The following is a 21,093-nucleotide window of genomic DNA, read 5'->3' as shown; positions in this document are numbered from 1 at the left end:
AAAAGCGCGTGACCCAACGGAAGCTGAACGAGTCCGCCTTTTTCTCGCGGCTGCTTCTTTTTAATCTGGCGTTGATTCTGCTTCTTGGCGTCCTGCCGCAGGTCGGCATTTTTCAATATATGATCCAGGCTTACAATACCGAGCTGTACCGGTTCAACGTGCAGTCCGTCAAGCAGATCCGCAATACGGTCGACGAGCAGCTGCTGATGCCGACGGTGCAGATCGCCAAGCGGAATCTGACCGAACTGTCAGACGACAATACCGCTTTGTTTTACCCGATGACCCATCCTATCCGGCATGACTATTCCGCAATCGTGAATGTACAGGAAGCGTTATCGGCCCTTCAGTCGGAGCAGCCGTTTATCCGTTATGTCGATATGTATTATTTTCGGGATCCGGTCTTCTTCTACGGCACGCGGTTCTTCTATTTTCCGCAGGAATCGGGGCGCGATCCCGGCTTCCGGACAGCCTGGCTGGACAGATTCCTGACAACGGATGCCCAGGTCGGCTGGTATGCCGCTTCCGCGCCCGACGCCAGCGGAGGCGAAGAGCGCTTGATCAGCTATGTGCGCAGCTATCCGTATTTTGCGCCTCTCGACCGCCGGAAAGCGGTCTTCGCTATCCATCTGAAAGAAAGCGCGGTCCGTCAGGCGCTGGCCGATTCTTTTGATCCGGCCAGCGGACTGGCTTTTATCGTGGACGAGCAGGGAGAGCTTGTGACCGGAAACGCGGATCCCGACAGCGGAGCGGCTTATACGCAGGCGGCTGCGCTCTGGGCGCAGCGGACCGGCGGAGAAGACCCGCAGCAGGGAAGTTTCGAAGCGGAGCTGGACGGCCGGGAAGCCGTAGTCGCTTATGCGCATTCGCGGGTCAATAACTGGGATTACGTCACGCTTGTGGACAAGAGCCTTTTTTACAAAAAAGCGGCCGATCTCAAAAATCTTATGTATGCGCTCTGGGCGGGACTTCTGCTCGTAGGGCTTGCCCTGCTGTATGTATTGACCAAAAAACAATACGGACCGATCGGGTCGACCCTGCAGCGCTATTCGCTGCAGCTGCACGATCTGAACGAGCAGTTGGCCGTCAACAAGCCGGTCATCAAGTACCATTACATCATGGAACTGCTGAGCGGCGGGCACCGGATACCGCCGGAGCCCGGCGAAGAAGCCGCCGGCGTATCCGATATCGGAAATGCGCAGGAGATGCGCCGTTTTCTGGGGCTTGAACGGCTTGGAGACCGTCTCTGCTGCTTTATCCTGCAGCCAAGAAGCGTCGGACCGGGTGCTCCGCAGCTGGCGGAAGCCTACCAATTGGCAGAGCGCCTGGAAGCGCAGTCCGCCGAAGACGCGCGGATTTGGGTGATTGTAGCGCCGGACCGCAGGTTGTACGGCATCGTCGATCTGCGGCTGTCTTCCGCGGAAGCAGGCAGCTTGATGGCGGAGCGGATCGTTCCGGCGGCGGGAGAAGCGTATACCCTCTGCATCGGTTCCACCCGGCAGCAGGGAAGCGATGCCGCCGCTTGTTCGCACCGGGAAGCGATAGAAGCCGGCCGCTACGGATTCTTCTATCCCGATCGGCTTCGCCTGGATTACGGGGAGCTGAACGAGGAAGAGCGAAGATCGACGGGAGGATCGGTGCGCTTCTTCGCGGATCTGGAGAATGGACTGAAAGCCGGCGAACGAAACCGTGCACGCCAGGCGGTCGAAGGCGCGGTCGAAGAGATGCGAAGCGGCGGTTTCACGGCGGATTACGGGCGGCAGCAGTTGGGCGAATTGGTCTATACGTTCCACAAGACGCTAAAAGGAATGGGCGTGGATCCGCAGCGGCTGTTCGATACGGATATTCGCGCGGAAGCGGGCGGGATTTCCGATGCGGAGCTGTTTCTCGCATGGATGAGTGAACGTCTCGATACCGCATTCGGACATCTGGAAGAACGCAAACAGCGGACCAACCGGGATCTGGTCGAAGGCGTGCGGCAGTTTGTCGCCGACCATCTGTACAACGAGATCAGTCTGGACCGGGCGGCCGAACATCTGGGAGTGACTCCGAACTATGTCAGCCGCCAGTTCAAATTGAACACCGGCAGCACCTTTATCGAGTACGTCACGGCTCGCCGAATGGAAGCGGCGGCGGGGCTGCTGCAGGGCGGTCAGATGACCGTCAGTGCGATCGCCGAGAAACTCGGCTACCAGTCGACGAATCATTTTATCCGTATTTTCAAGGAAAAGTACGGAGTAACGCCGAAGCAGTATCAGAAGAACGGGCCGAACAGTCCCGAGCAGGAGATTTCTTGATTTTCGTGCACCCCGAGAACGCAGACCGATTTCAAAAGGCGGCCGCCGCGCAAATTTGCTCCAGGGTTTTTTGAGACTCGGGCGGTTCGGGATGGTATAATGACCAGGAATCGGATTGACACGGAACACCGTCGAGACGAATCTTATCCCATTAACATAGAGAGAGGGATCACAATGTCCAATGAACCATCCGGAGAACAACGAACAGGCTTTCAGCAGGACGATCAGCTGCGGCAGCTTAGCGAGAGCGGACGCGACTGCACGGTCATTACGGTCAATGGTGCCCGTATTCAAGGGAAGATCGAAGCGTTCGACCGTTTCGTGATCGTCGTGCGAACGTCTGCCGGCAAGCAGAGTCTCATTTACAAACATGCCGTTTCGACGATTATCGCCGAAAAAGCCAAATAAGAACGCAGTTCAGCAAACAGGCCCGGATGGGCGGCGAGAAGATCGCCGCTTGTCCGGGCTTGTTTGCGCGTCGGACGAAACAAGGCGCAAGCGGGCAATTCGGGTAATGGTAAGCGAAAGATAAATGCAGCCCATACCCAGAGAGCGAGGAATTTTCTATGAAGCCCTTATCCGATTTTAATTTTGATCTGATCGTACTCGGCACCGGCAGTGCCGGACAGAATGTCGCCACTTCCTGCCGGGAGAAGGGTTGGAGCGTAGCGATCATCGATCCGCGTCCATTCGGAGGTACCTGCTCCCAGCGAGGCTGCGATCCCAAGCGGGTGCTGGCCGGAGCCGCCGAGCTGATCGCGCGCAGCCGCAATCTGACCGGCAAAGGCATCCAAAGCGAGAACGCGATCGATTGGTCCGAACTGATGGCGTTCAAAAATACATTTACCGAAGGCATTCCGAAATCGACCGAAGAAAAGTTCGAGCAGGCGGGAATCCGTTATTTCCACGGTACCGCTTCTTTTGCGGATAAACGTACGATTACGGTCGGCGAGCATACGCTGATCGGCGGCAAGATCCTGATTGCGACCGGCGCCCGCCCGGCGACGCTCGGTATCGACGGCGAAGAGCTGCTGCTTCACAGCGACGATTTTCTCGACCTGGAGAGTCTTCCTGACACGATCGCATTTATCGGCGGCGGGTATATTTCGTTTGAATTCGCGCATATCGCGGCCGAAGCCGGAGCGAAGGTACACGTGATTCATAACGACGACAAGCCGCTCAAGAATTTCGATCCCGATCTGGTAGAGGCGCTGGTCGACAGGATGAAAAAGATCGGAATCACGTTCCATCTGAACGCGAAGACGACCAAGCTGTCACGCTCCGGCGGAGGCTTCCTGCTCGAAGGCACACAAAACGCTACGCCGCTGCGACTCGAATGCGGAGCGGTCGTGCACGGCGCCGGCCGGACTCCGAATATCGACGAACTTAATCTGGAACGGGGCGAAATCGACTTCGATAAAAAAGGCGTAACCGTCAATGAATATCTGCGCAGCACCAGCAATCCGGACGTATATGCGGCAGGAGACGTATCCGGATCGCCCGGCCCTTCGCTGACTCCGGTCGCCGGACTCGAAGCCCGCTCCGTAGCGGCCAATCTGCTTCAAGCCGACAGCTCGAAGCCCAATTACACGGCGATCCCGTCGATTGCGTTCACTTACCCGATGCTCGCGTCCGTCGGCATGAGCGAAGCGCAGGCCAAAGATAGCGGCAGAGACATCAAGGTCAACCACGTGGATATGTCGACCTGGTATACGTACAAACGGATGGGCGAACAACCGAGTAGGGCGAAGGTCATTCTCGACAAAGCGGACGGCAGGATCCTGGGCGCCCACATCCTGAACGGCGAAGCGGAGCATCTGATCAACTATTTCACGATTGCGATGCGGCACGGGCTGACGGCACCGCAGCTGAGCGACACGCTGTTCGCTTATCCGACGGACGGCAGCGATGTGCAGTATTTGTTGGAGATGTGAGAAGGGGGGAAAGGCGTTGGGGCCGGCTGACGGGGAAGTTCCGTTACGGTCGCTTGTTGAAATCGGATTTCCTGGATTGTACGTGAAGCGTAGAAATCCGATTTCAAAGGCGAACGCTTACGCTCCTTCACGGACTTCTCCTCTGCCGGCTGCGCCTTTCCTTTTTATAATAGGTGAAGATTAAGGGATTAAGGGATTAAGGGATTAAGGGATTAAGGGATTAAGGGATTAAGGGATTAAGGGATTAAGGGATAAGGGCGGGAAAGAGGAATTAAAGGCGCGGTTTTGGGGCCGCTTTTTAATTGGGGGCGGAGTGCGAATTTTTTAAAATAATATTAATAAAAAACATTACATGAAAAATTCACAATAGAAAAAACTATCAAACAAAAACAAGAACAAGAATAAAAACAGGATTAAGGGAGGCAACAGAAAAGCTCCGAGTCGGTAGGGAACAAAAAAACACTCCGGCAATCACCGGAGTGCAAGTTCCTGTTTCGGAACGGAAGTGTAGGTCTGCCAAGGGATCGAAGCGGCGCCAAGTTCGGAGAGACAAGCGACGCAATCGGAATCGCCGCAGTATTTCGGAGTGCCGTCCGCGTCCTGCGAGACCAGAACGATCGGCATATCCGGGAAATAAGGAGCGTATTTCGCCGCCATTTCTTCGCAGGTACCGGAATAACCCAGTACATGCAGCTTGACTGTCACCGCCGCAAACTTTTTGCCCTGCCGTTCGATTACTGCACCGTCAAAACTCATGTTGTTCGCCTCCATAGAATAGATTACCCTTTTATTAAAACAGATTTGAAATATAATGTTGTGAAACATATCACAAATAACTAAAGAACTTGCAAACGTTTTATTCGAACGGGATTTCATGTCACGGACACATAAAGAAGCTCCTCGCTTAACACCTGGTCCTAATACGTGCTATACTAATAGCCATCTGATCTTAATACTGGGTAGGAAAAAGGAGACATGTCGGATGAAGTATAGGGAATGGATTGCACCGGAAAGATATAACCTGACCTCCGAAATGGAGCATTACGCTCCCGAGAAAATCGCGCTCAAATGGCTCGGCGAAGCCGGCGAGCGGGCGGAGATCACATACGGCGAACTGCTGAAGCGCGCCAATCAACTTGCGGGAGGCTTAGCGGGACTGGGTCTGCAAAAAGGAGACAAAGTACTCGTAACCGTTCCCCGGCGCATCGTGGCTTATGTCATTTATATGGCGTGCCTGAAGCTTGGACTGGTCATCATTCCGTCCTCGGAAATGCTGCGGGCCAAAGACCTGTCTTACCGCCTGATCCATTCCGAAGCGCGCGCGGTCATCTCCTGGCCGTCGGTTACGGGCGAAGTGGACCGGATCGAAGAAGAGCTTCCGGCGCTGAACCACCGGATTCGGGTGACCGAGACGGCAGATGTTGCGGCGGCCGAAGGTTGGGTCGATCTGAACGAGCTGATGCAGGGGCAGCCCGATACGTTCGAAACGGCGGAAACTTCCTGGGACGATATGGCAATTCTCGCCTATACGTCGGGAACGACCGGTCATCCCAAAGGCGTGGTGCATACGCACGGATGGGCCTACGCGCATCTGCGGATCACTTCTTCCTGGCTGGATATCCGCGCAGAAGACACGGTCTGGGCAACGGCGGCTCCCGGCTGGCAAAAATGGATCTGGAGTCCGTTCCTGTCCGTACTGGGCAGCGGGGCGACCGGCTTCGTCTACAGCGGCGCCTTCGATCCGAAGCGCTATCTGCATCTGCTTCAGGATTACAAGATCGGTGTTCTGTGCTGCACGCCAACCGAATACCGGCTCATGGTCAAGTCCCACGGGCTGGACGAATACGACCTGACGAATCTGCGCAGCGCCGTCTCGGCGGGAGAACCGCTGAACCAGGGGGTCATCGACGAATTCCGGAAGCATCATCGTCTGACGATCCGGGACGGATACGGCCAGACCGAGAGTACGCTGCTGATCGGCAATCTGGTCGGTTCGCCGGTTCGTCTGGGTGCGATGGGCAAATCGATGGCGGACGGCCTTGCGCTTGTCGTCGACGACGAAGGGGTACCGGTTGCTCCGGGCGAAGTCGGCAATATTGCCGTACACGGCGAACTGCCGGCACTTTTCCGCGAATACTTCAAAGATCCCGAACGCAAAGGACAATCCATGCGCGGGGAATACTTTATTACCGGCGACCGGGCCAGTCTCGACGAAGAAGGTTACTTCTGGTTCGAAGGCCGCGGCGACGATATTATCATCAGTTCGGGCTATACGATCGGGCCGTTCGAAGTCGAAGAAGCACTGATGAGACATCCGTCCGTCAAGGAATGTGCGGCTGTTGCAAGTCCGGACGAGATCCGCGGCAGTATCGTCAAAGCGTTTATCGTGCTGCGCGACGGCGCGGAAGGAACGCCGGAGCTGGTCAAGGAACTGCAGGCAAGCGTTAAGGAATGGACCGCCCCCTACAAATATCCGCGCAAAATCGAATTCGTGACGGATCTGCCCAAGACGGCATCGGGCAAGATCCGCCGGATCGAGCTGCGCGAACAGGAGAAGCGGAACGCTTCCAAGTAAATGGACGGGGAGTCGCCTCTATAACTCACAAAAACGCACAAAATCCGGGACCGACTTGTCTTTCGACAGCGGGACCGGATTTTGTTTGGGTTTGCGGCTATTTTTCGAATACATAAATCAAAAAGCTTTTGTTTTGATCGAAAGCCCAATCGAGATAATAACTTTTGATTTTTCGGTTCAGGTGTTTCTCGATAGGCGTATTGGCTTCTTTTTGAATGGCGGTTTTTTCGAGATTGCGTTTAACTTTTCTCAGAATTTCGTCGGCTCCCTGATCTAGGAAAGCCTTCTCGAGCTTAATTAGAATTCCTTCACGGACAATCACGAGAATATGGTCGGCTGCCCAATAGGAATACGTCTCGTCGGGCATTTTCTCGATTTCGTAGGTGACTTGGCCAATCTTCTCGTGAACGGCGTCTTGGCCGGGATACAGCTGGGGCTGCGCGGATTGTGCCGGTTCGTTGCCCATACCGATCAGCATGCCGGACAGGTCCTTATCGAACCAATCGTAATAAAAATGGGCGATATCCAATCCGTTCGTTTCTTTGATTTTGCTTGCCAGATTGGGAAGCAGATGTTCGACCATCAATTCCTGGACGGATCGCAGGGCATCCTGATCCTGCAGCTTGATTAGGTTAAGAATCTCATCGCCCATAAAGTCTTCCAGATGAATAATCAAACTATGCTCGTCCGGATAAATGCCGATTTTGCCGGGGGCATGATTAAAACTGAAGGTGCACATTTCTTGAACGAGTTTTTCGATATCGGGGACTTCTTTATGATTTTCAAGCATAAACTCACTCCTCATCAGGTAAGTACCCTTCGCGCCTCCGCGCCCTTCCCGCTTAAAAAATTTTAACCGATGCTTGGAAACTTGACTCAAATGGCAGGCGATCGGGCATTTCGGGAGAATCGAAGCGCAAGGAGTACCTTTTTGGAGAGAATATTGATATCATGGTATCCGTTGATGTCGAGACACATCCCACACATCCCACAGATCCGACAGACTGGAGAGACAGAGAGAACCATGAAAAAATCAATTGCTATTCCGCTGACCATTTCGATCATTGCCGTTTCGTTCTCGGCGATTTTCGTCAAATGGTCGGACGCGCCTTCTTCAATTCTGAGTATGTACCGGATGTGGTTTGCCTGCTTCCTAATGCTGCCGATCGTCTGGATCAAGCGCAGCGAATTCAAATGGATCGGCGGCAAAGAAGCCCGTCTGCTGATCTTTTCCGGATTGTTTCTGGCCATGCATTTTGCGCTGTGGTTCGAATCGCTGAAGTTGACCACGGTAGCCAGTTCGACGATCATCCTCGCGCTGCAGCCGCTGGTTTCGCTGGCCGCCGGATTTATCTTGTTCCGGGAGCGGACGACGCGGGCGTCGATCTTCGCGCTGATTGTCGCCACGGTCGGCGTCATGATTATCGGTTGGGGCGATTTCGGACTGAGCGCCCAGGCGATCCGGGGAGACCTGCTGTCGTTTCTATGCGTGATCGCGGTGGTTGGCTATTTGTTTATCGGGCAGAACGCGGTCAAAAAAGTCTCGCACTGGATCTACAGCTTCTGCGTTTTCCTGGCCGCCGCCGTTTTTCTGACCCTTTACAATTTGGCGACGGTGCAGGAATTTTTCGATTATCCGGCTCGGGAATGGGGGGTGTTCGTGCTGCTCGCGATCGTGCCGACGCTTGCCCATGTTATCAATAACTGGCTGCTGAACTATGTCAACGCCACGACGATTTCCATGAGTATTCTGGGCGAGCCCGTCGGCGCGTCGCTGCTTGCGGTCTGGCTGCTCGGCGAGCATATGACCTGGATTCAGATCGGCGGCGGCGTACTGGTGCTGGTCGGTATGTTCATGTTCTTGATCCGCCAATCGGCGGCGGCGCGTCCGGCGCTTGAACAATCTTCGGACGGGCCAGCACGGACAGCGGAAATCCCATAAAGCGCTTATAGAGGCGCAGATATTCTTCCCGGCCAAAAGCGCCTCCCTGAACGAGTGCTTCATATTGGACGCCGAACTCCTTGATCAGATACCCGGAAGCTTCATATCCGCTGCGCAGATAGAATTCGCGCCGGCGGAGGCGCTCCTCGGCATTTGCCGCGGCCGGATCGGGCGCTTCGATATTCAGGACGATTCGGCTGCCCGGGTAGGCGGCGCGAATCTGTTCCAGTACCCGGCTGCCGTATCCGCGGGAACGCTGCGTAGGATCGATAGCCAGATACATCAGAAAGACCAGATTCTCGCGGCGGGCGAGATAGGTGAAGCCGATAAAGGTATCTTGTTCGTAATAAGCGGTAAAATCGACGAAGGGCCTGCGCGCTCTCCTGTACAGGATAGACAGCGGGGCTCTTTCGTTTGCGGGAAAAGCTTCTTCGTACAGGGTTTGAATCCGGGCGGCGGAAGGCGAATTTCTCGTAATCGGTTGGCTGTTCAGGCTCATGGGGGTCTCCTTTTTGGCGCAAATTTTTCATTTCAAAGCGTTGGCTTTCCAAAGGGCTGGAATCCCGCCTGCAAATCCATTATAGTAAAACTGCTTTCGATCCTTATCTATATCAAGCATACAGGAGGCGATGCCATGAATACGAATCCCGTATGGATCGATGATCGACGATTTGAAGTGACGAATCTGCGTGAGTTTACGGTCGGAGACCCCGGACAAGAACGCCGAGCGGTCGCCTTCGATTTCAAAGTCACCCATGACGAGTATCACGACGTGGCGACGCTGCTCTACCGGGGAACGTTTCGCGTGCTTATTCCGCAGATCGGATTCGAACAGGCCGCGGATATTCATAATTATTCGACATCGCTGGACAATTTGTATGAAGAAGGAGCGGTCGGCGATTATCATCTGGAGCTGGCCGAACGCCGTTAAATGTACGTGATCCGCCGTCATTCCATTCGAAGATCGGGAGGGAACACATGAAGAATCGGGAGATTTTGTTGGATCAGCTTCGGGCCTGCCGCAGCGAAAATGGTTGGTTTACTTCGATGGCCTCTGCCGTCAAAGGACTGACCCAAAAGCAGGCCGACTGGAAAAGCAACGAAGAAATGAACAGCGTACATGAGATCGTGCAGCATTTGAACTTCTATAACGAACGGTATCTCAAGCGGTTCCTCGGCGAAACGATCGAAACTTTTGAAGGCAGCAACGACGATACTTTCGATCCGCGGGAGCGCGGCGAAGGAACCTGGCAGCAGACGCTGGACGCTTACGATTCGGTGATGGCCGGCTGGATTGAAGCGATCGAACAAGCCGACGATGCCGCAGTCGAGAAATGGACGGGAGATTTTACCCATCTTACCATCCATAACGCCTACCATATCGGGCAAATCGTGTTTATTCGCAAGCAGCAGGGATCTTGGGACAAAAAGTACGGCGTAAGTTGAAAGCGGGGGAACGGAATTGACTTTGCAGCAGCTCAGGTATGCGATTGAGGTAGCCGGATGCGGCTCGATCAACGAGGCGGCCAAACGCCTGTTTATTTCGCAGCCGAGTCTGTCCAACGCGATCAAGGATCTGGAGCAGGAACTCGGCGTGACCATTTTTGATCGAACCAACCGGGGGATCACCTTGTCCGCGGACGGCGTGGAATTTATGGCCCATGCCCGGCAGATCGTCGAACAGGCGGAACTGCTGGAAGGGCGTTACAAGAACAAGCGGCGCAGCACGGTTCATTTCTCCGTCTCGACGCAGCATTACGCTTTTGCTTCCGAAGCGTTCTCCGCTCTGATGGAAGGGCGCGAAGAAGCCGAATATACCTTCTCGCTGCGTGAAACGCAGACGTCCGACATCATCGAAGACGTGCGCACACTGCGCAGCGATCTGGGCATCTTGTATCTGTGCGACCGCAATGCGCGGGTCATGAACAAGATGTTCAGCGACGGAAGCCTCAAATTTACGCCGCTGTTTAATACGCAGCCGCATATCTTTGTCGGGCTGTCCCATCCGCTTGCCCATCGGGAAATCGTCAAGATCGACGATCTGCCGCCCTACCCGTATATTACGTTCGATCAGGGAGAGAGCAGTTCGCTGCACTTCTCGGAGGAACTGCTGCATCTGCCGGAGGCGGGGCGAAGCGTCAAGGTCAACGACCGGGCCACGCTGTCCAGTTTGTTGGCGGGAACCGACAGTTATACGGTGGGCACGGGGATTCTGGCCGCAGAGCTCGACGGATCGGTATTGAAGTCGGTACCAGTAGAAACGGGCGAATTGTTCACGATCGGCTGGATTGCGCACAAAGACCGCAGGCCAAGCGCGATCGCGGCCGCCTATATCGATCTGCTGAACGATCTGGTGGCCCGGCGGTATTTCGCGGCGAACCAGTTTCTGTTTTGACGGAGAAGCGTTTTACATGTCCATTTTTGAATCGGGAGGAACGTATGCAAAGTCCAGTGATCGGCACAATCAGAACTTCGCCGCCTTTTCGCTGCGATCTCGTAGGCAGTTTTTTGCGGCCGCCGGAGCTTCTCGAAGCCCGGCGTCTGCATCGGGAACGCAAGCTGACGGACGAACAGCTGTATGAGCTTGAAACGGCGGAAATCGCCAAGCTTGTCGAGCGGCAAAAAGAGCTCGGCCTTGCCGTTGTCACCGACGGCGAGTTCCGCCGCTCGTGGTGGCACCTCGATTTCTTTTTCGGAATCGAAGGCACGGAGAAAATCGACCTGAACGCAGCCGCCGGCCGTACGGATGCCAAACAGCGGGCGGAATCGTTCCGTATTTCGGGCAAGATCGCTTTCGGGAGCCATCCCATGCTGCGGCATTTCGAGTCGCTGCAGGCGCTGGCGGGAGACGCAGTCGCCAAAATGACCCTTCCTTCTCCGGCGCTGTTCCATTTCGTGCAGCGTTATCACGGCGGAGCGGCTTACGACAGCGACGAAGAGCTGTTCGCGGATATCGTGACGGTCTACCGGGACGCGATCCGCGCTTTCTATGCGGCGGGCTGCCGGTATCTGCAGTTCGACGATACGACCTGGGGAACACTCTGCAGCTTGCTGCACCGGACGCAGCTGCGCAGCCAGGGCAACGATCCGGATAAGCTGGCCGCGGATTACGTTCGGCTTATCAACGAATCGATTGCGGAGCGTCCTTCCGATATGACGATCGCCCTGCATGTCTGCCGCGGAAACTTCCATTCGACCTGGTTCGCTTCGGGCGGGTACGAGCCGGTCGCGGAAGAGTTGTTTGGCGGCTGCCGCGTCGATGCTTTCTTCCTCGAGTACGATAACGAACGCGCCGGAGGCTTTGAACCGCTGCGTTTTATCAAGGAACAGTTCGTGGTCCTCGGCCTCGTGACGACCAAGCACGGCGGATTGGAGAGCCAGGAAGTGCTCCAATCCCGAATCGCGGAAGCTTCCGCTTTTGTCCCGATCGACCAACTGTGTCTGAGTACGCAGTGCGGCTTCGCTTCGACGGAAGAAGGCAATCTGCTGACCGAAGACGAGCAGTGGGACAAGATTCGACTCGTGGCCGATACGGCTGCCGAAGTCTGGGCGGATTGAACGCCCCGCTGTGAACCGCCAGCAAGCTGACGCATCGCGCTTCTAATTCCGACCAATATACCCCGCTATAAGATTTTGATATAGCGGGGTATAGTTTTTAGGCGTTACGCCGCTCCAAGCGGGAGATGATATAGTATTTCCTAATCTCTCGTCGAAGTCGGCAGGCCGCCTTCCGCTCGACGATTAACGGTTCAAACAAGCAGATACTTGCCTGAACATTAAAATCGTATTCGATATTCCCGAGGAGGATGTTATCCATGAGCACCATTTTCGAGCAGGCTACCCAAAGAAACACGGTTCCTTTCCGTCACGATATCGTAGGCAGTTTCCTGCGTCCGCAGGCGATCAAAGAAGCGCGCGCCCGGTTTGCGGCGGGCGAGATCGATGCGGCAGACCTGCGCAGAGTCGAAGACGAAGAGATCGTGAAGCTCGTCGCCAAGCAAAAAGAAGTGGGCCTCAAAGGCGTAACCGACGGCGAATTCCGCCGTTCGTGGTGGCATCTGGACTTCTTCTGGGGGCTGGGTGGCGTCGACAAAAAAGCGTCCGATACGGGCTACCTGTTCCACGGCGTGGAATCCCGCGCGGAAACGGCTCTCCTGACCGGCAAAGTCGGCGAAGGCGCGAAGCATCCGATGGTCGAAGATTTCAAATTCCTGAAAAGCGCGGCCGGCGACGACGTCGTGGCCCGTCAGACGATTCCGGCACCTGCACAGCTGTTGTTCGAACTCTTCCGCGGCGACAACATCAAGACGGTGGACGAATTCTATCCGAACCGTCAGGATCTGTACACGGATGTAGGCACGGCTTACCGCGATGCGATCCTCGCTTTCTACGAAGCGGGCTGCCGCAATATCCAACTGGACGACTGCACCTGGGGCGCACTGAGCGACCGTCAGTTCCGCGCAATGCAGGAAGAAGTGGGCGTGGATATCAACGAAATGGCCAAAGGCTTCTTGTTCGTCAACAACTTGGCGATCGAGAATCTCCCGGCCGATCTGGTCGTCACCACGCATGTCTGCCGCGGCAATTTCAAGTCGACCTATGCCGGCGAAGGCGGCGGCTACGACCCGATCGCGGAGATTCTGTTCGGCGGTTCCAACGTGTCGGCCTTCTATCTGGAATACGACAGCGAACGCGCCGGCGGCTTCGAGCCGCTTCAATACGTGAAAGACCAACAGGTGGTGCTGGGTCTGTTCAGCTCCAAGTTCGGCGAGCTGGAAGACAAAGCGCAGATCCTCAAACGGATCGAAGAAGCGGCGCAGTACGTCGATATCAATCAGCTGTGCGTCAGCCCGCAGTGCGGCTTCGCTTCGACGGAAGAAGGCAATGTCCTGACCGAAGAGCAGCAGTGGGCCAAGCTCCGCTTCGTCAAGGAAGTGGCGGACGAAGTCTGGGGCTGATCCGAAGTAGAATGGCTTTCCCGACAATCGAAGTCCCGGTCTTGAACCGGGCCTTTTTTTGTTGGATCAAAAAGAGTACAATAGGGAACCAAGAAACGTCGCAGGTGAACACCCAGAAGAAGCCCCAGAGAAAAGGAGAGAAGAGATTCCCATGAATGTTCATGTTCCCGATAATGCCCGGCGCGATCTGGCGCTGGTAGGCTGTCCCGATTGCGCATGCCGGTTCGAAACCCCGAATTACCGGCTGGGGATGCAGCAGAGATGTCCCGAATGCGAAGCGGCGATCAAACCGAAATACGTGCGCAGAGCGCCTGATGCCGGATACTCCCTCAGTTATCATACTTTTCTGCAGCTGCTGACGGTACGCCCTTATCGCGACGAGATTGTGCCCCTGATCGCGGCCTGGTTCGGCTATCGGACCGAATATCGTGACCGTTCGTTGATTGTCAGCAATGCGGCGGGCCGCAGCGTCGATCTGGAGCAAATGCACGAAATGATCCAGACCAGTCCGCGCTGGCAGGAGCTGTTGTACTGGAAAGCCGGCAAGTTTTTCAGATAATCGATTTTCTATAGATCACCCGCTGGAGCTTCGGCTCGCAGCGGGTTTTTTGCAACTCTTTTCGCTGCCGCGGCGTTTATGGGATGAAGGGGGAGATTCGATGCCATCCACAAAGAGACGGAAAACAAAAAAGGGAATACTCGGTTTGTTGACACTTGCCGCGGTATTTACCGGCTGTTCCACAGGAGACTCCGCCCAAACGGTTCAGGGACCGGTCATCGTCAACCGCGTCATCCCGCTTGACGAACCCCGGCCGCTCGGCAGGCTGGACAAGGCCGAAGACGCAGAAGCTTTTGGCAAAGCCTTCCGGCAGGCCGATCGGCTCAGAGGGATACCGGACGTGGGGCCGGCCGACTACGAGATTCGATACGAAGCGGGCGGGGAACCGAAACAGTTTCAGCTGTGGCTCGGTGCGTCCGGGAATCCCGGTATGCTGATGGAGAAGTCGGATACGAATACGGCGTATGAGATCGACTCCGGGGTATCCGAAGATCTGCGGGGGCGTATCGCTTCTATTCGCTATCGAACGGATCGGGCGGAGAAGAACGGCGATGTGATTCAGGGACCGGGCGGCACGATCAATATCCAAGTTTGGCACAGGTTTATGGAGCAGGTCGAACAGGCCCATCCGGCGTCCGTACAGCTTGCTCTGTACACGGCGGAAGGCGATCCCATTTTTCATAATTTGGAATATGACGGCCGGTCTATCCATTATCTGTTCGACAATTCGGAAGATGGCTATGGGTCGCCGGATAAGGTATTCGATACCTGCGAGCGTATCCTGTCCGAGCCCCGCAGAGTCGAAAAATCGGGTTGGACAGGAGCGGTATACAGACTGGCCGGCTGTTCCGATCACGGAGAAAACGGCGGAGGACGATTCGGGTTCAGGGTGGAAGACGATTCCTGAGACCTGTAACTTTTTTCCTTATATAAACGTTTAGAGGAAAAGAGGAGGAGGTAAGATGTCGATTTGGATCAAGTGTGTTTTTGCCGGTCTGCTGCTTCTTACGCTTGGCGCATGCTCGCCGGAAGAAGCGAAGCCGCCTGAACCGGTGTCGTCGCCGTTTGACCGAATGCCGGATACGATCCCGATCCAACCGGTCAAAAGTCTTGAACCGGCGGGAGAGCAGGTGATCACCTACCGGTATATTCCTTTCGGAGAACTTCGTGAATTCGTTACGTTTACGCAGCCGGAAGAGGTGGAAGCGTTTCGGCACGCGGTCAAAACCGCCAAGCCCGATCCATTCAAAGGCGATCGCAATCAGGCGAAGGCCGATTTCGGCGTGCGCCTTGAAATGGATGGAATAGAGAAAACCTACTTGCTTTGGCTGGAAAACGCGGGGCAGGGAGAAGGGCTGATCGAAGATCTGAACGACCGCGGTTCCCGTTTTATTCTGGGCGCCAAGCCCCGCAAAGATCTGTATGATCGAATCCATAACGTCCGCTACGATTCGGAGCGGGCCGAGAAGAACGGGGACATCGTTCCAATGTTTGGAAAAGTCGCCCATATGAGCACCTGGAAAGCTTTTGTGGAAAACGTGGAACACAAACGTCCCGACTCCGTTCAGTTCACAAGCTACACGATCGAAGGCGATCCGATCTTCGACAATTTGAGTTATGACGGCAGGTCTATTCATTACGTCTACGACAACAGCTATGAGAAGTTTGGTCTTTCGGACAAAGCGTCCTACACCTGCCAGAAGATCACTGCCCAACCGCTCGCGATTAAAAGAGGCGGCCCGGGAACGCTGTATCGGTTGGGCGGCTGCACCGGAACCGGAGATTCTTCGCACGCTGAGGAAGAACAATTCGGGTTCCCGATTCCCGACAAGACGGCCAAGCGGAATCCCGAATCGGTTACGGTCGCACGCAATTCGCATTAACCCTGATCTTCCGGCCTCAATCGTCCGCTTCTTTCGCGTTTCGGCGAAATGTCGAAGGCGAGAAGCCTTTATGCTTTTTGAACGTCCGGCTGAAATGAAATTCGTCGCCATATCCGCACGATCCGGCGATGGCGTGCAGCGTCAGGTCGGTATAGAGCAGATAACGTTCCGCCTGCCGCAGCCGAAGCTGCGAGAGTATCTGCTTGGGCGTCTCGCCGGCGTAGCGCAAAAATAATGTGCGCAGATGCGAGACCGAGACCTGCAGCTCGTCTGCCACCTGCTGCATCGTCAGCGGTTCGGCAAAGCGCCGGCCGATCACCTGCAGCCCCTGCTCGAACAGAGCGCGGGCTTTGCTCTGTTCCGGTGCCCCTTCCGTATACAGCCGGGCGAGCAGGTCCAGCAGCATGGCGCCCGCTTCTCTTTCCCGCATCGGTGTTCCCGGCGTCCATTCCTCGGTGATCCGGCCAAGTCGGGTATCGAGTTCGACCGCCCGGTCGCCTTCCCACACTGACCGGTGCGGCAGATCGAAGCGGGCAATTGGCGACGGAGACGGCCAATGGCCGCCGCTGTCCGACAGTTCCACGGCATCGAACAGGATCATCGTCATCTGCAGTTCGCGGCCGCCGAGAGCGGCCATTTTCATGCCCAAACCGGGCTCCAGATAGAACAGTTCCCCGCTCTGCGCTTCGTAACGCCCCTGCTCCGATTCGAACAGGCCCCTGCCCGCGCGAATCCAATACAGGCTGTGCACGGATGTATTTCGGCGAATATCGCTCCACGTGCCGGACGTATTCTTATAAGCGGCCCAGCGGATTTTGACAGCCGGATCGTGCAGGGCATTCATCATAACGTCACCTCCGTCCTCTCGGATTCTTTTTCGGTCAGTATAGAGCAAATCGCAGGGTTCGCCAAGCTTGTGATCGAATCATTTTTGACATGAAAAAGAACGGAACAAACATGGAGATCGCACTCCAAAAGGCGTATTCTGGCTTGGAAAGCGTGAATAATCAAGGATGTGGAGATAGGATTCCTACCGGGTCTATTCAGACAGCCGAATCCAAATCGACATGGAACCGGGCAGGAAGCGGAAATCAAACCGAGACCAGACCAAACCGAAACCGAGAGGATGAAACATATGATTCGCTTGTTCGACACGCATCAGGTGCGTCCGGTCAAAGAACTGGAAGGCCTATGGGATTTTCAGCCGGTGAGCCGTCAGGGGGAAGTGCCCGAGCGGATGGAATACCGTCTGCCCGTACCCGGCTGCTGGGAGACCCACCCCGAATTCGGGACTTATCAAGGAGTCGGCTTGTACCGGAGGAAGATCCGGGTCGACCGCCGAACGAATCTGCGCCTGGAGTTCAAAGGGGTCAGCCATACGGCGGATGTCTATCTGGACGAAGAGCGGATCGCGCATCATTACAATGCGTACACGGCGTTCGAGACGGTCGTGAAGCAGGTTGAACCGGGCGAACATGAAATCCGACTGTACGCGGACAATTCGTTCGGCGAACATTCCGCCCTGCATATCCCGAACGACTATTACACGTATGGAGGACCGATCCGGCCGGTCGTGCTGGAGGAGATCGGAGAGGTGTATATCGAACGCGCGGCTTTCTGGCCGGAGTGGGCGGAAGGAACCTGGCACGGACGCTGGCAGGCGACGGTTCGCAATATCGGCGATACGGTGCGGACGGGAGAGCTGCTGCTGGGACTGGACGAGGCGCAGACGGCAGGCGGCGGACCGCTGCGCGAAACGCTTCGCATCGAAGCCGGCCAAAGCGTGACGGTGGAGCGGACGGCGTCGTATCCGTCGGCTCAAGCCTGGAATCCGGATTCTCCGGTGCTCTATACGCTGCGGGCGCTGTGGATCGAACCAGGAGCGGAAGGCGAAGCCGAAATCCCCGTCGACGATTGGATCGACCGGATCGGCTTTCGGCGTATCGATACGGAAGGGGGACAGCTGCGGGTGAACGGACTGGAGGTAAGGCTCCAGGGCGTCAATCGGCACGAAGACCATGCCCGTTCGGGCGCCGCGCTGTCTTTTGCCGATATGCTGCATGATCTTGAACTGATCCGCGATCTGGGCTGCAATGCGGTGCGGACCAGCCATTATCCGAACGACGAGCGCTTTCTCGACTTGTGCGACGAATTCGGTCTGCTTGTCTGGGAAGAGAACCATGCCCGCGGTTTGTCGGAACAGCAGATGCGCCAACCGAATTTCCGGAGACAGAGCGAGGCGGTTACGCGGGAGATGGTGGAGCAGCACGGAAACCATCCTTCGATCGTGATCTGGGCCATCTTGAACGAGTGCGCAAGCGATACGCTCTACGGAAGAAGCATCTACGAGAGCGAACTTGCGCTGATCCGCGAGCTTGATCCTTCCCGTCCCCGTACATTCGCTTCGCATCACGGGGAGCGGGATATTTGTCTGGACCTGGCGGATATCGTCTCGGTTAATCTGTATCCCGGTTGGTACACGGACGAAGATCCCGGCCAATTGATGCAGCAGACCGCGGCGTGGGCGGGCCGGCTCGGCGGGGAAGGGAAAGCGCTGATTCTGAGCGAATTCGGCGCCGACGGCTACTACGGATTTCGCAGCCGGGAGCGTGTCAAAGGCTCGGAGGAACGGCAGTGCGATATTCTGGACGACAATCTGCGCGCCTATCTGGATGAAGACTCGCCGCTTGCGGGCGTCTTCATCTGGCAGTTCGGCGACTGCCGCGTAACGGAAGCGACCGGTTGGCTGCTCAGCCGCGGCTGTACCCGCAACAGCAAAGGGTTGGTCGACGGCTACCGCCGTCCGAAGCTCGCCTACGATACGGTGAGAGAACATTTCCGCGGCGGAGCAGAACGTAAGTCGGATGCCGCGCAGAATCGCCACTAAGCCGGGAATCGGTAAAAAGAAATCGGTTGCCCGGCATAAGCTGCCCGGCATTCGAAGCCGCCATGTCCAAAAAAACCGCACGGCAGCCGACTTCTTGTCGGGGCCGTGCGGTTTTTGAAATGTACATTTGAAGTGTACGGATGAAGCGTCAGAAGAACGTTTAATCTGCAGCCGGATCGGCTCTGTGGAAAGTGACCTGGTTTTTGCCCGATTTCTTGGATTGGTACAGGCAGTCGTCGGCGGTCTGGATAACTTCCGTTACACTTTCGATATCCGGAGTATAGAAGGCCGCACCGATACTGCAGCCGATCGACAGCTGATGCATGCCGACGATAAACGGATTGTTGATCAGTTTCAGCACTTCGCCGGCCAGCTTCTCGGCTTCCGCCTGGACGCTTTCGATCGGCCTACACGCAATCAGCAGAAACTCGTCTCCGCCGAGCCGAATCGCGATATCACCGGGCTGCGTTGTCGTTTGCAGACGTTTGGCGACTTTTTTCAGCAGCATATCGCCGACTTGATGGCCGAACGTATCGTTGACTTTTTTGAACCCGTCCAGATCCAGATACATAAACGCCAAAGTCTCCGAAGTACGGTCCAGTCCTTCAATAGTGTCTTCCAGATACCGTTCCAACGCCAGCCGATTCGGCATCTCGGTCAGCTGGTCGCGCAGCGCAGCATTCTCCATATGTCCCAGAGCATGTTCCGTACGCAGCAGCGAGCCCAGCAGACTGTGCAGCGAGTACGAGAGACTGTCGATATCTTTGAAGCTTTTGGTCTGCGGGATCTCCGCGGCTTCGCCTCGGCGAACCCGATCGGCGGCCAGAGTCAGTCTGCGAATCGGCCGGGAGATGAATTCTGCGGTCAGCAGTCCAATCCCTGCAAACAAGGCTGCCGCAATAAGACCGGCCGCGATCACATCCTGCCTGATTTTGTCGACCGGTGCAAAAGCGACCGATTCGGGCTGCCGGACCAACACGGTCCAGCCCAGTCCGGGATAGTCGAGGTAGCCGTCTCCATAGGCGTAACCCGTCAGATATTTTTTGCCGTCCGGCCACGTTTCCTGTATCCAGGAGTTTTGCCCGCTGCGGGCACGGGTTACGCTGGCAAGTTTGAGTTCCCGGCCTGCCCATCCTTCCGGTCCGAGCAGTACGGTATCGTCTTTCTGGCTGACAATAAAGACTTCAAAGCCTTTGCCTGAATCGGAGAGAGGCTGCAGCAGAGTGCGTTCGACTTCTTTGGCCCATTCCCAACTGAGGTGCGCCGCGAGAACGCCTACCGTTTTGCCTGCATCGCTGCGTACCAGATAGCTGATATCGACAAACTGCAGCGGCTCGCCGCTCGGATTGGGCAGCAGCTTGGCCAGAAGCACCGCTTCGTGCACATCGCCGATAAAAGAACCTTTGATCCCTTCCGCGAATACCGGCCGTTCGGCAATGTTTTTGCCTACCAGAATCCCGTTTGTCCCCGCCAGCACTTTGCCTTTTGCATCCATGAAGCCGATCCATGAAAAAGAAGGGAAATTCGACTGCAGCTGATTGAGCAGACTTTGGGCTTTCTCCGGGTCTGCGGGCTGTTTAAGCGGGTCAAGTTCGGTCAGCAGCCGTACTTCGCCGGATCGGGACCACATGAAGTTATCGAGTTTGTCCGACAGTTGGTAGGCCGTTCCGGCCAGCGAGACCCCGATTTCTTTTTCGATCGCCTGTGTGGACCGTCCGCTTAGCAGTAAACCGAATGTTGCGCTCAGCAGAATGACAAAAGCGGCGAAGATCAGGGCCAGGAATGTTCTGATTTTAATCATGTGGGTGTAAACCTCCGCAGCCAATATAGGAAACTATATTCTCTATATCGAGCAAAATTGACAAAATTTAAGATTAAATCGTAAAAAAATTTGCTTTTTTCGACAAATATCGATCATTGTCCGGCTTGGATTTTAAAAAAAGGAATTCAAAAAGGCGTTCTCCATAGAGAACGCCTTGGCTTTTTGACGGATTGTAAAATGAAGTGCAACACCTCGAACTGAATACAAAAAGGGCTCATGGCCGGATTCGTGTAGAATAA

At 55.6% G+C, this 21,093-nt stretch carries 19 protein-coding genes; 14 read left to right on the top strand and 5 right to left on the bottom strand.

Features of this window, described 5'->3' with window-relative positions; translation table 11 throughout:
- Positions 1-8 precede the first annotated feature (8 nt).
- The 3 genes from HRQ60_RS24040 (at position 9) to HRQ60_RS18535 (ending at position 4,228) form a co-directional block, all read left to right on the top strand.
- Positions 9-2,294, top strand: coding sequence for a helix-turn-helix domain-containing protein (locus tag HRQ60_RS24040; protein WP_172198616.1), 2,286 nt, complete (start codon positions 9-11; stop codon positions 2,292-2,294).
- A 174-nt stretch (positions 2,295-2,468) separates the two neighbouring features.
- Positions 2,469-2,702 (top strand): RNA chaperone Hfq, encoded by a 234-nt coding sequence (gene hfq / locus HRQ60_RS18540; RefSeq protein WP_172198613.1) that lies wholly within the window; start codon positions 2,469-2,471, stop codon positions 2,700-2,702.
- Between the two features lie 158 nt (positions 2,703-2,860).
- Positions 2,861-4,228, top strand: coding sequence for a dihydrolipoyl dehydrogenase family protein (locus HRQ60_RS18535; protein WP_172198610.1), 1,368 nt, complete (start codon positions 2,861-2,863; stop codon positions 4,226-4,228).
- Positions 4,229-4,699: 471 nt separating this feature from the next.
- Here the strand turns inward: HRQ60_RS18535 and HRQ60_RS18530 are convergent, their stop codons facing one another.
- Positions 4,700-4,984 (bottom strand): hypothetical protein, encoded by a 285-nt coding sequence (locus HRQ60_RS18530; RefSeq protein WP_172198608.1) that lies wholly within the window; start codon positions 4,982-4,984, stop codon positions 4,700-4,702.
- A 226-nt stretch (positions 4,985-5,210) separates the two neighbouring features.
- Here HRQ60_RS18530 and HRQ60_RS18525 point away from each other — a divergent pair, with 226 nt between their 5' ends.
- The gene (locus tag HRQ60_RS18525; RefSeq protein ID WP_172198606.1) at positions 5,211-6,803 is read left to right on the top strand and encodes an acetate--CoA ligase; all 1,593 of its coding nucleotides are present in this window, start codon (positions 5,211-5,213) and stop codon (positions 6,801-6,803) included.
- A gap of 97 nt (positions 6,804-6,900) precedes the next feature.
- On the opposite strand, the gene HRQ60_RS18520 is transcribed toward HRQ60_RS18525, so the two are convergent.
- A complete protein-coding gene (locus HRQ60_RS18520; RefSeq protein WP_172198604.1) occupies positions 6,901-7,593 on the bottom strand; it encodes a Na-translocating system protein MpsC family protein in 693 nt (230 codons plus the stop codon).
- A 234-nt stretch (positions 7,594-7,827) separates the two neighbouring features.
- On the opposite strand from HRQ60_RS18520, the gene HRQ60_RS18515 reads away from it, so the two are divergent.
- On the top strand, positions 7,828-8,745 hold the full coding sequence (locus HRQ60_RS18515; protein ID WP_172198603.1) for a DMT family transporter: 918 nt from the start codon (positions 7,828-7,830) through the stop codon (positions 8,743-8,745).
- Here HRQ60_RS18515 and HRQ60_RS18510 read toward each other — a convergent pair.
- Complete coding sequence (locus HRQ60_RS18510) at positions 8,657-9,244, bottom strand: GNAT family N-acetyltransferase (protein ID WP_172198601.1); 588 nt, start codon at positions 9,242-9,244, stop codon at positions 8,657-8,659. The genes HRQ60_RS18515 and HRQ60_RS18510 overlap by 89 nt on opposite strands.
- 135 nt (positions 9,245-9,379) lie before the next feature.
- Between HRQ60_RS18510 and HRQ60_RS18505 the strand changes: the two genes are divergently transcribed.
- The 8 genes from HRQ60_RS18505 (at position 9,380) to HRQ60_RS18470 (ending at position 16,145) form a co-directional block, all read left to right on the top strand.
- Positions 9,380-9,676, top strand: coding sequence for a DUF3219 family protein (locus HRQ60_RS18505; RefSeq protein WP_172198599.1), 297 nt, complete (start codon positions 9,380-9,382; stop codon positions 9,674-9,676).
- Positions 9,677-9,723: 47 nt separating this feature from the next.
- On the top strand, positions 9,724-10,191 hold the full coding sequence (locus tag HRQ60_RS18500) for a DinB family protein (RefSeq protein WP_172198597.1): 468 nt from the start codon (positions 9,724-9,726) through the stop codon (positions 10,189-10,191).
- 16 nt (positions 10,192-10,207) lie between these two features.
- Positions 10,208-11,140: a LysR family transcriptional regulator gene (locus tag HRQ60_RS18495; protein WP_172198594.1), complete on the top strand. Its 933-nt coding sequence runs from the start codon at positions 10,208-10,210 to the stop codon at positions 11,138-11,140.
- Between the two features lie 44 nt (positions 11,141-11,184).
- Entirely contained in the window at positions 11,185-12,303 is a 1,119-nt protein-coding gene (locus HRQ60_RS18490) for a 5-methyltetrahydropteroyltriglutamate--homocysteine S-methyltransferase (RefSeq protein WP_172198592.1), read from the top strand.
- A 257-nt stretch (positions 12,304-12,560) separates the two neighbouring features.
- On the top strand, positions 12,561-13,703 hold the full coding sequence (locus HRQ60_RS18485; protein WP_172198589.1) for a 5-methyltetrahydropteroyltriglutamate--homocysteine S-methyltransferase: 1,143 nt from the start codon (positions 12,561-12,563) through the stop codon (positions 13,701-13,703).
- Between the two features lie 151 nt (positions 13,704-13,854).
- The gene (locus HRQ60_RS18480) at positions 13,855-14,262 is read left to right on the top strand and encodes a hypothetical protein (RefSeq protein WP_172198586.1); all 408 of its coding nucleotides are present in this window, start codon (positions 13,855-13,857) and stop codon (positions 14,260-14,262) included.
- Positions 14,263-14,407: 145 nt separating this feature from the next.
- Positions 14,408-15,169 carry a DUF4362 domain-containing protein gene (locus tag HRQ60_RS18475; RefSeq protein ID WP_172198583.1) on the top strand — a complete coding sequence of 254 codons (762 nt, stop codon included), beginning with the start codon at positions 14,408-14,410 and terminating at the stop codon, positions 15,167-15,169.
- Between the two features lie 55 nt (positions 15,170-15,224).
- A complete protein-coding gene (locus tag HRQ60_RS18470; protein WP_172198580.1) occupies positions 15,225-16,145 on the top strand; it encodes a DUF4362 domain-containing protein in 921 nt (306 codons plus the stop codon).
- A 16-nt stretch (positions 16,146-16,161) separates the two neighbouring features.
- Here HRQ60_RS18470 and HRQ60_RS18465 read toward each other — a convergent pair whose 3' ends face one another.
- On the bottom strand, positions 16,162-16,992 hold the full coding sequence (locus tag HRQ60_RS18465) for a helix-turn-helix transcriptional regulator (RefSeq protein ID WP_172198577.1): 831 nt from the start codon (positions 16,990-16,992) through the stop codon (positions 16,162-16,164).
- A gap of 288 nt (positions 16,993-17,280) precedes the next feature.
- Between HRQ60_RS18465 and HRQ60_RS18460 the strand changes: the two genes are divergently transcribed.
- On the top strand, positions 17,281-19,032 hold the full coding sequence (locus HRQ60_RS18460) for a glycoside hydrolase family 2 protein (RefSeq protein WP_172198574.1): 1,752 nt from the start codon (positions 17,281-17,283) through the stop codon (positions 19,030-19,032).
- 160 nt (positions 19,033-19,192) lie between these two features.
- On the opposite strand, the gene HRQ60_RS18455 is transcribed toward HRQ60_RS18460, so the two are convergent.
- On the bottom strand, positions 19,193-20,833 hold the full coding sequence (locus tag HRQ60_RS18455; protein ID WP_172198571.1) for a diguanylate cyclase domain-containing protein: 1,641 nt from the start codon (positions 20,831-20,833) through the stop codon (positions 19,193-19,195).
- Between the last annotated feature and the right edge of the window lie 260 nt (positions 20,834-21,093).

Source organism: Saccharibacillus qingshengii (assembly GCF_013185195.1).
Classification (GTDB): Bacteria; Bacillota; Bacilli; order Paenibacillales; family Paenibacillaceae; genus Saccharibacillus; species Saccharibacillus qingshengii.
This window is presented reverse-complemented; position numbering and strand designations above follow the sequence as displayed.

Coding starts and splice junctions, on each gene's coding strand:
- HRQ60_RS18460 (WP_172198574.1), top strand. CDS start 17,281: ATGATTCGCTTGTTCGACACGCATCAGGTGCGTCCGGTCAAAGAACTG.
- HRQ60_RS18530 (WP_172198608.1), bottom strand. CDS start 4,984: ATGAGTTTTGACGGTGCAGTAATCGAACGGCAGGGCAAAAAGTTTGCG.
- HRQ60_RS18490 (WP_172198592.1), top strand. CDS start 11,185: ATGCAAAGTCCAGTGATCGGCACAATCAGAACTTCGCCGCCTTTTCGC.
- HRQ60_RS18510 (WP_172198601.1), bottom strand. CDS start 9,244: ATGAGCCTGAACAGCCAACCGATTACGAGAAATTCGCCTTCCGCCGCC.
- HRQ60_RS18465 (WP_172198577.1), bottom strand. CDS start 16,992: ATGATGAATGCCCTGCACGATCCGGCTGTCAAAATCCGCTGGGCCGCT.
- HRQ60_RS18535 (WP_172198610.1), top strand. CDS start 2,861: ATGAAGCCCTTATCCGATTTTAATTTTGATCTGATCGTACTCGGCACC.
- HRQ60_RS18505 (WP_172198599.1), top strand. CDS start 9,380: ATGAATACGAATCCCGTATGGATCGATGATCGACGATTTGAAGTGACG.
- HRQ60_RS18455 (WP_172198571.1), bottom strand. CDS start 20,833: ATGATTAAAATCAGAACATTCCTGGCCCTGATCTTCGCCGCTTTTGTC.
- HRQ60_RS18515 (WP_172198603.1), top strand. CDS start 7,828: ATGAAAAAATCAATTGCTATTCCGCTGACCATTTCGATCATTGCCGTT.
- HRQ60_RS18500 (WP_172198597.1), top strand. CDS start 9,724: ATGAAGAATCGGGAGATTTTGTTGGATCAGCTTCGGGCCTGCCGCAGC.
- HRQ60_RS18525 (WP_172198606.1), top strand. CDS start 5,211: ATGAAGTATAGGGAATGGATTGCACCGGAAAGATATAACCTGACCTCC.
- HRQ60_RS18470 (WP_172198580.1), top strand. CDS start 15,225: ATGTCGATTTGGATCAAGTGTGTTTTTGCCGGTCTGCTGCTTCTTACG.
- hfq (WP_172198613.1), top strand. CDS start 2,469: ATGTCCAATGAACCATCCGGAGAACAACGAACAGGCTTTCAGCAGGAC.
- HRQ60_RS18520 (WP_172198604.1), bottom strand. CDS start 7,593: ATGCTTGAAAATCATAAAGAAGTCCCCGATATCGAAAAACTCGTTCAA.
- HRQ60_RS18480 (WP_172198586.1), top strand. CDS start 13,855: ATGAATGTTCATGTTCCCGATAATGCCCGGCGCGATCTGGCGCTGGTA.
- HRQ60_RS18485 (WP_172198589.1), top strand. CDS start 12,561: ATGAGCACCATTTTCGAGCAGGCTACCCAAAGAAACACGGTTCCTTTC.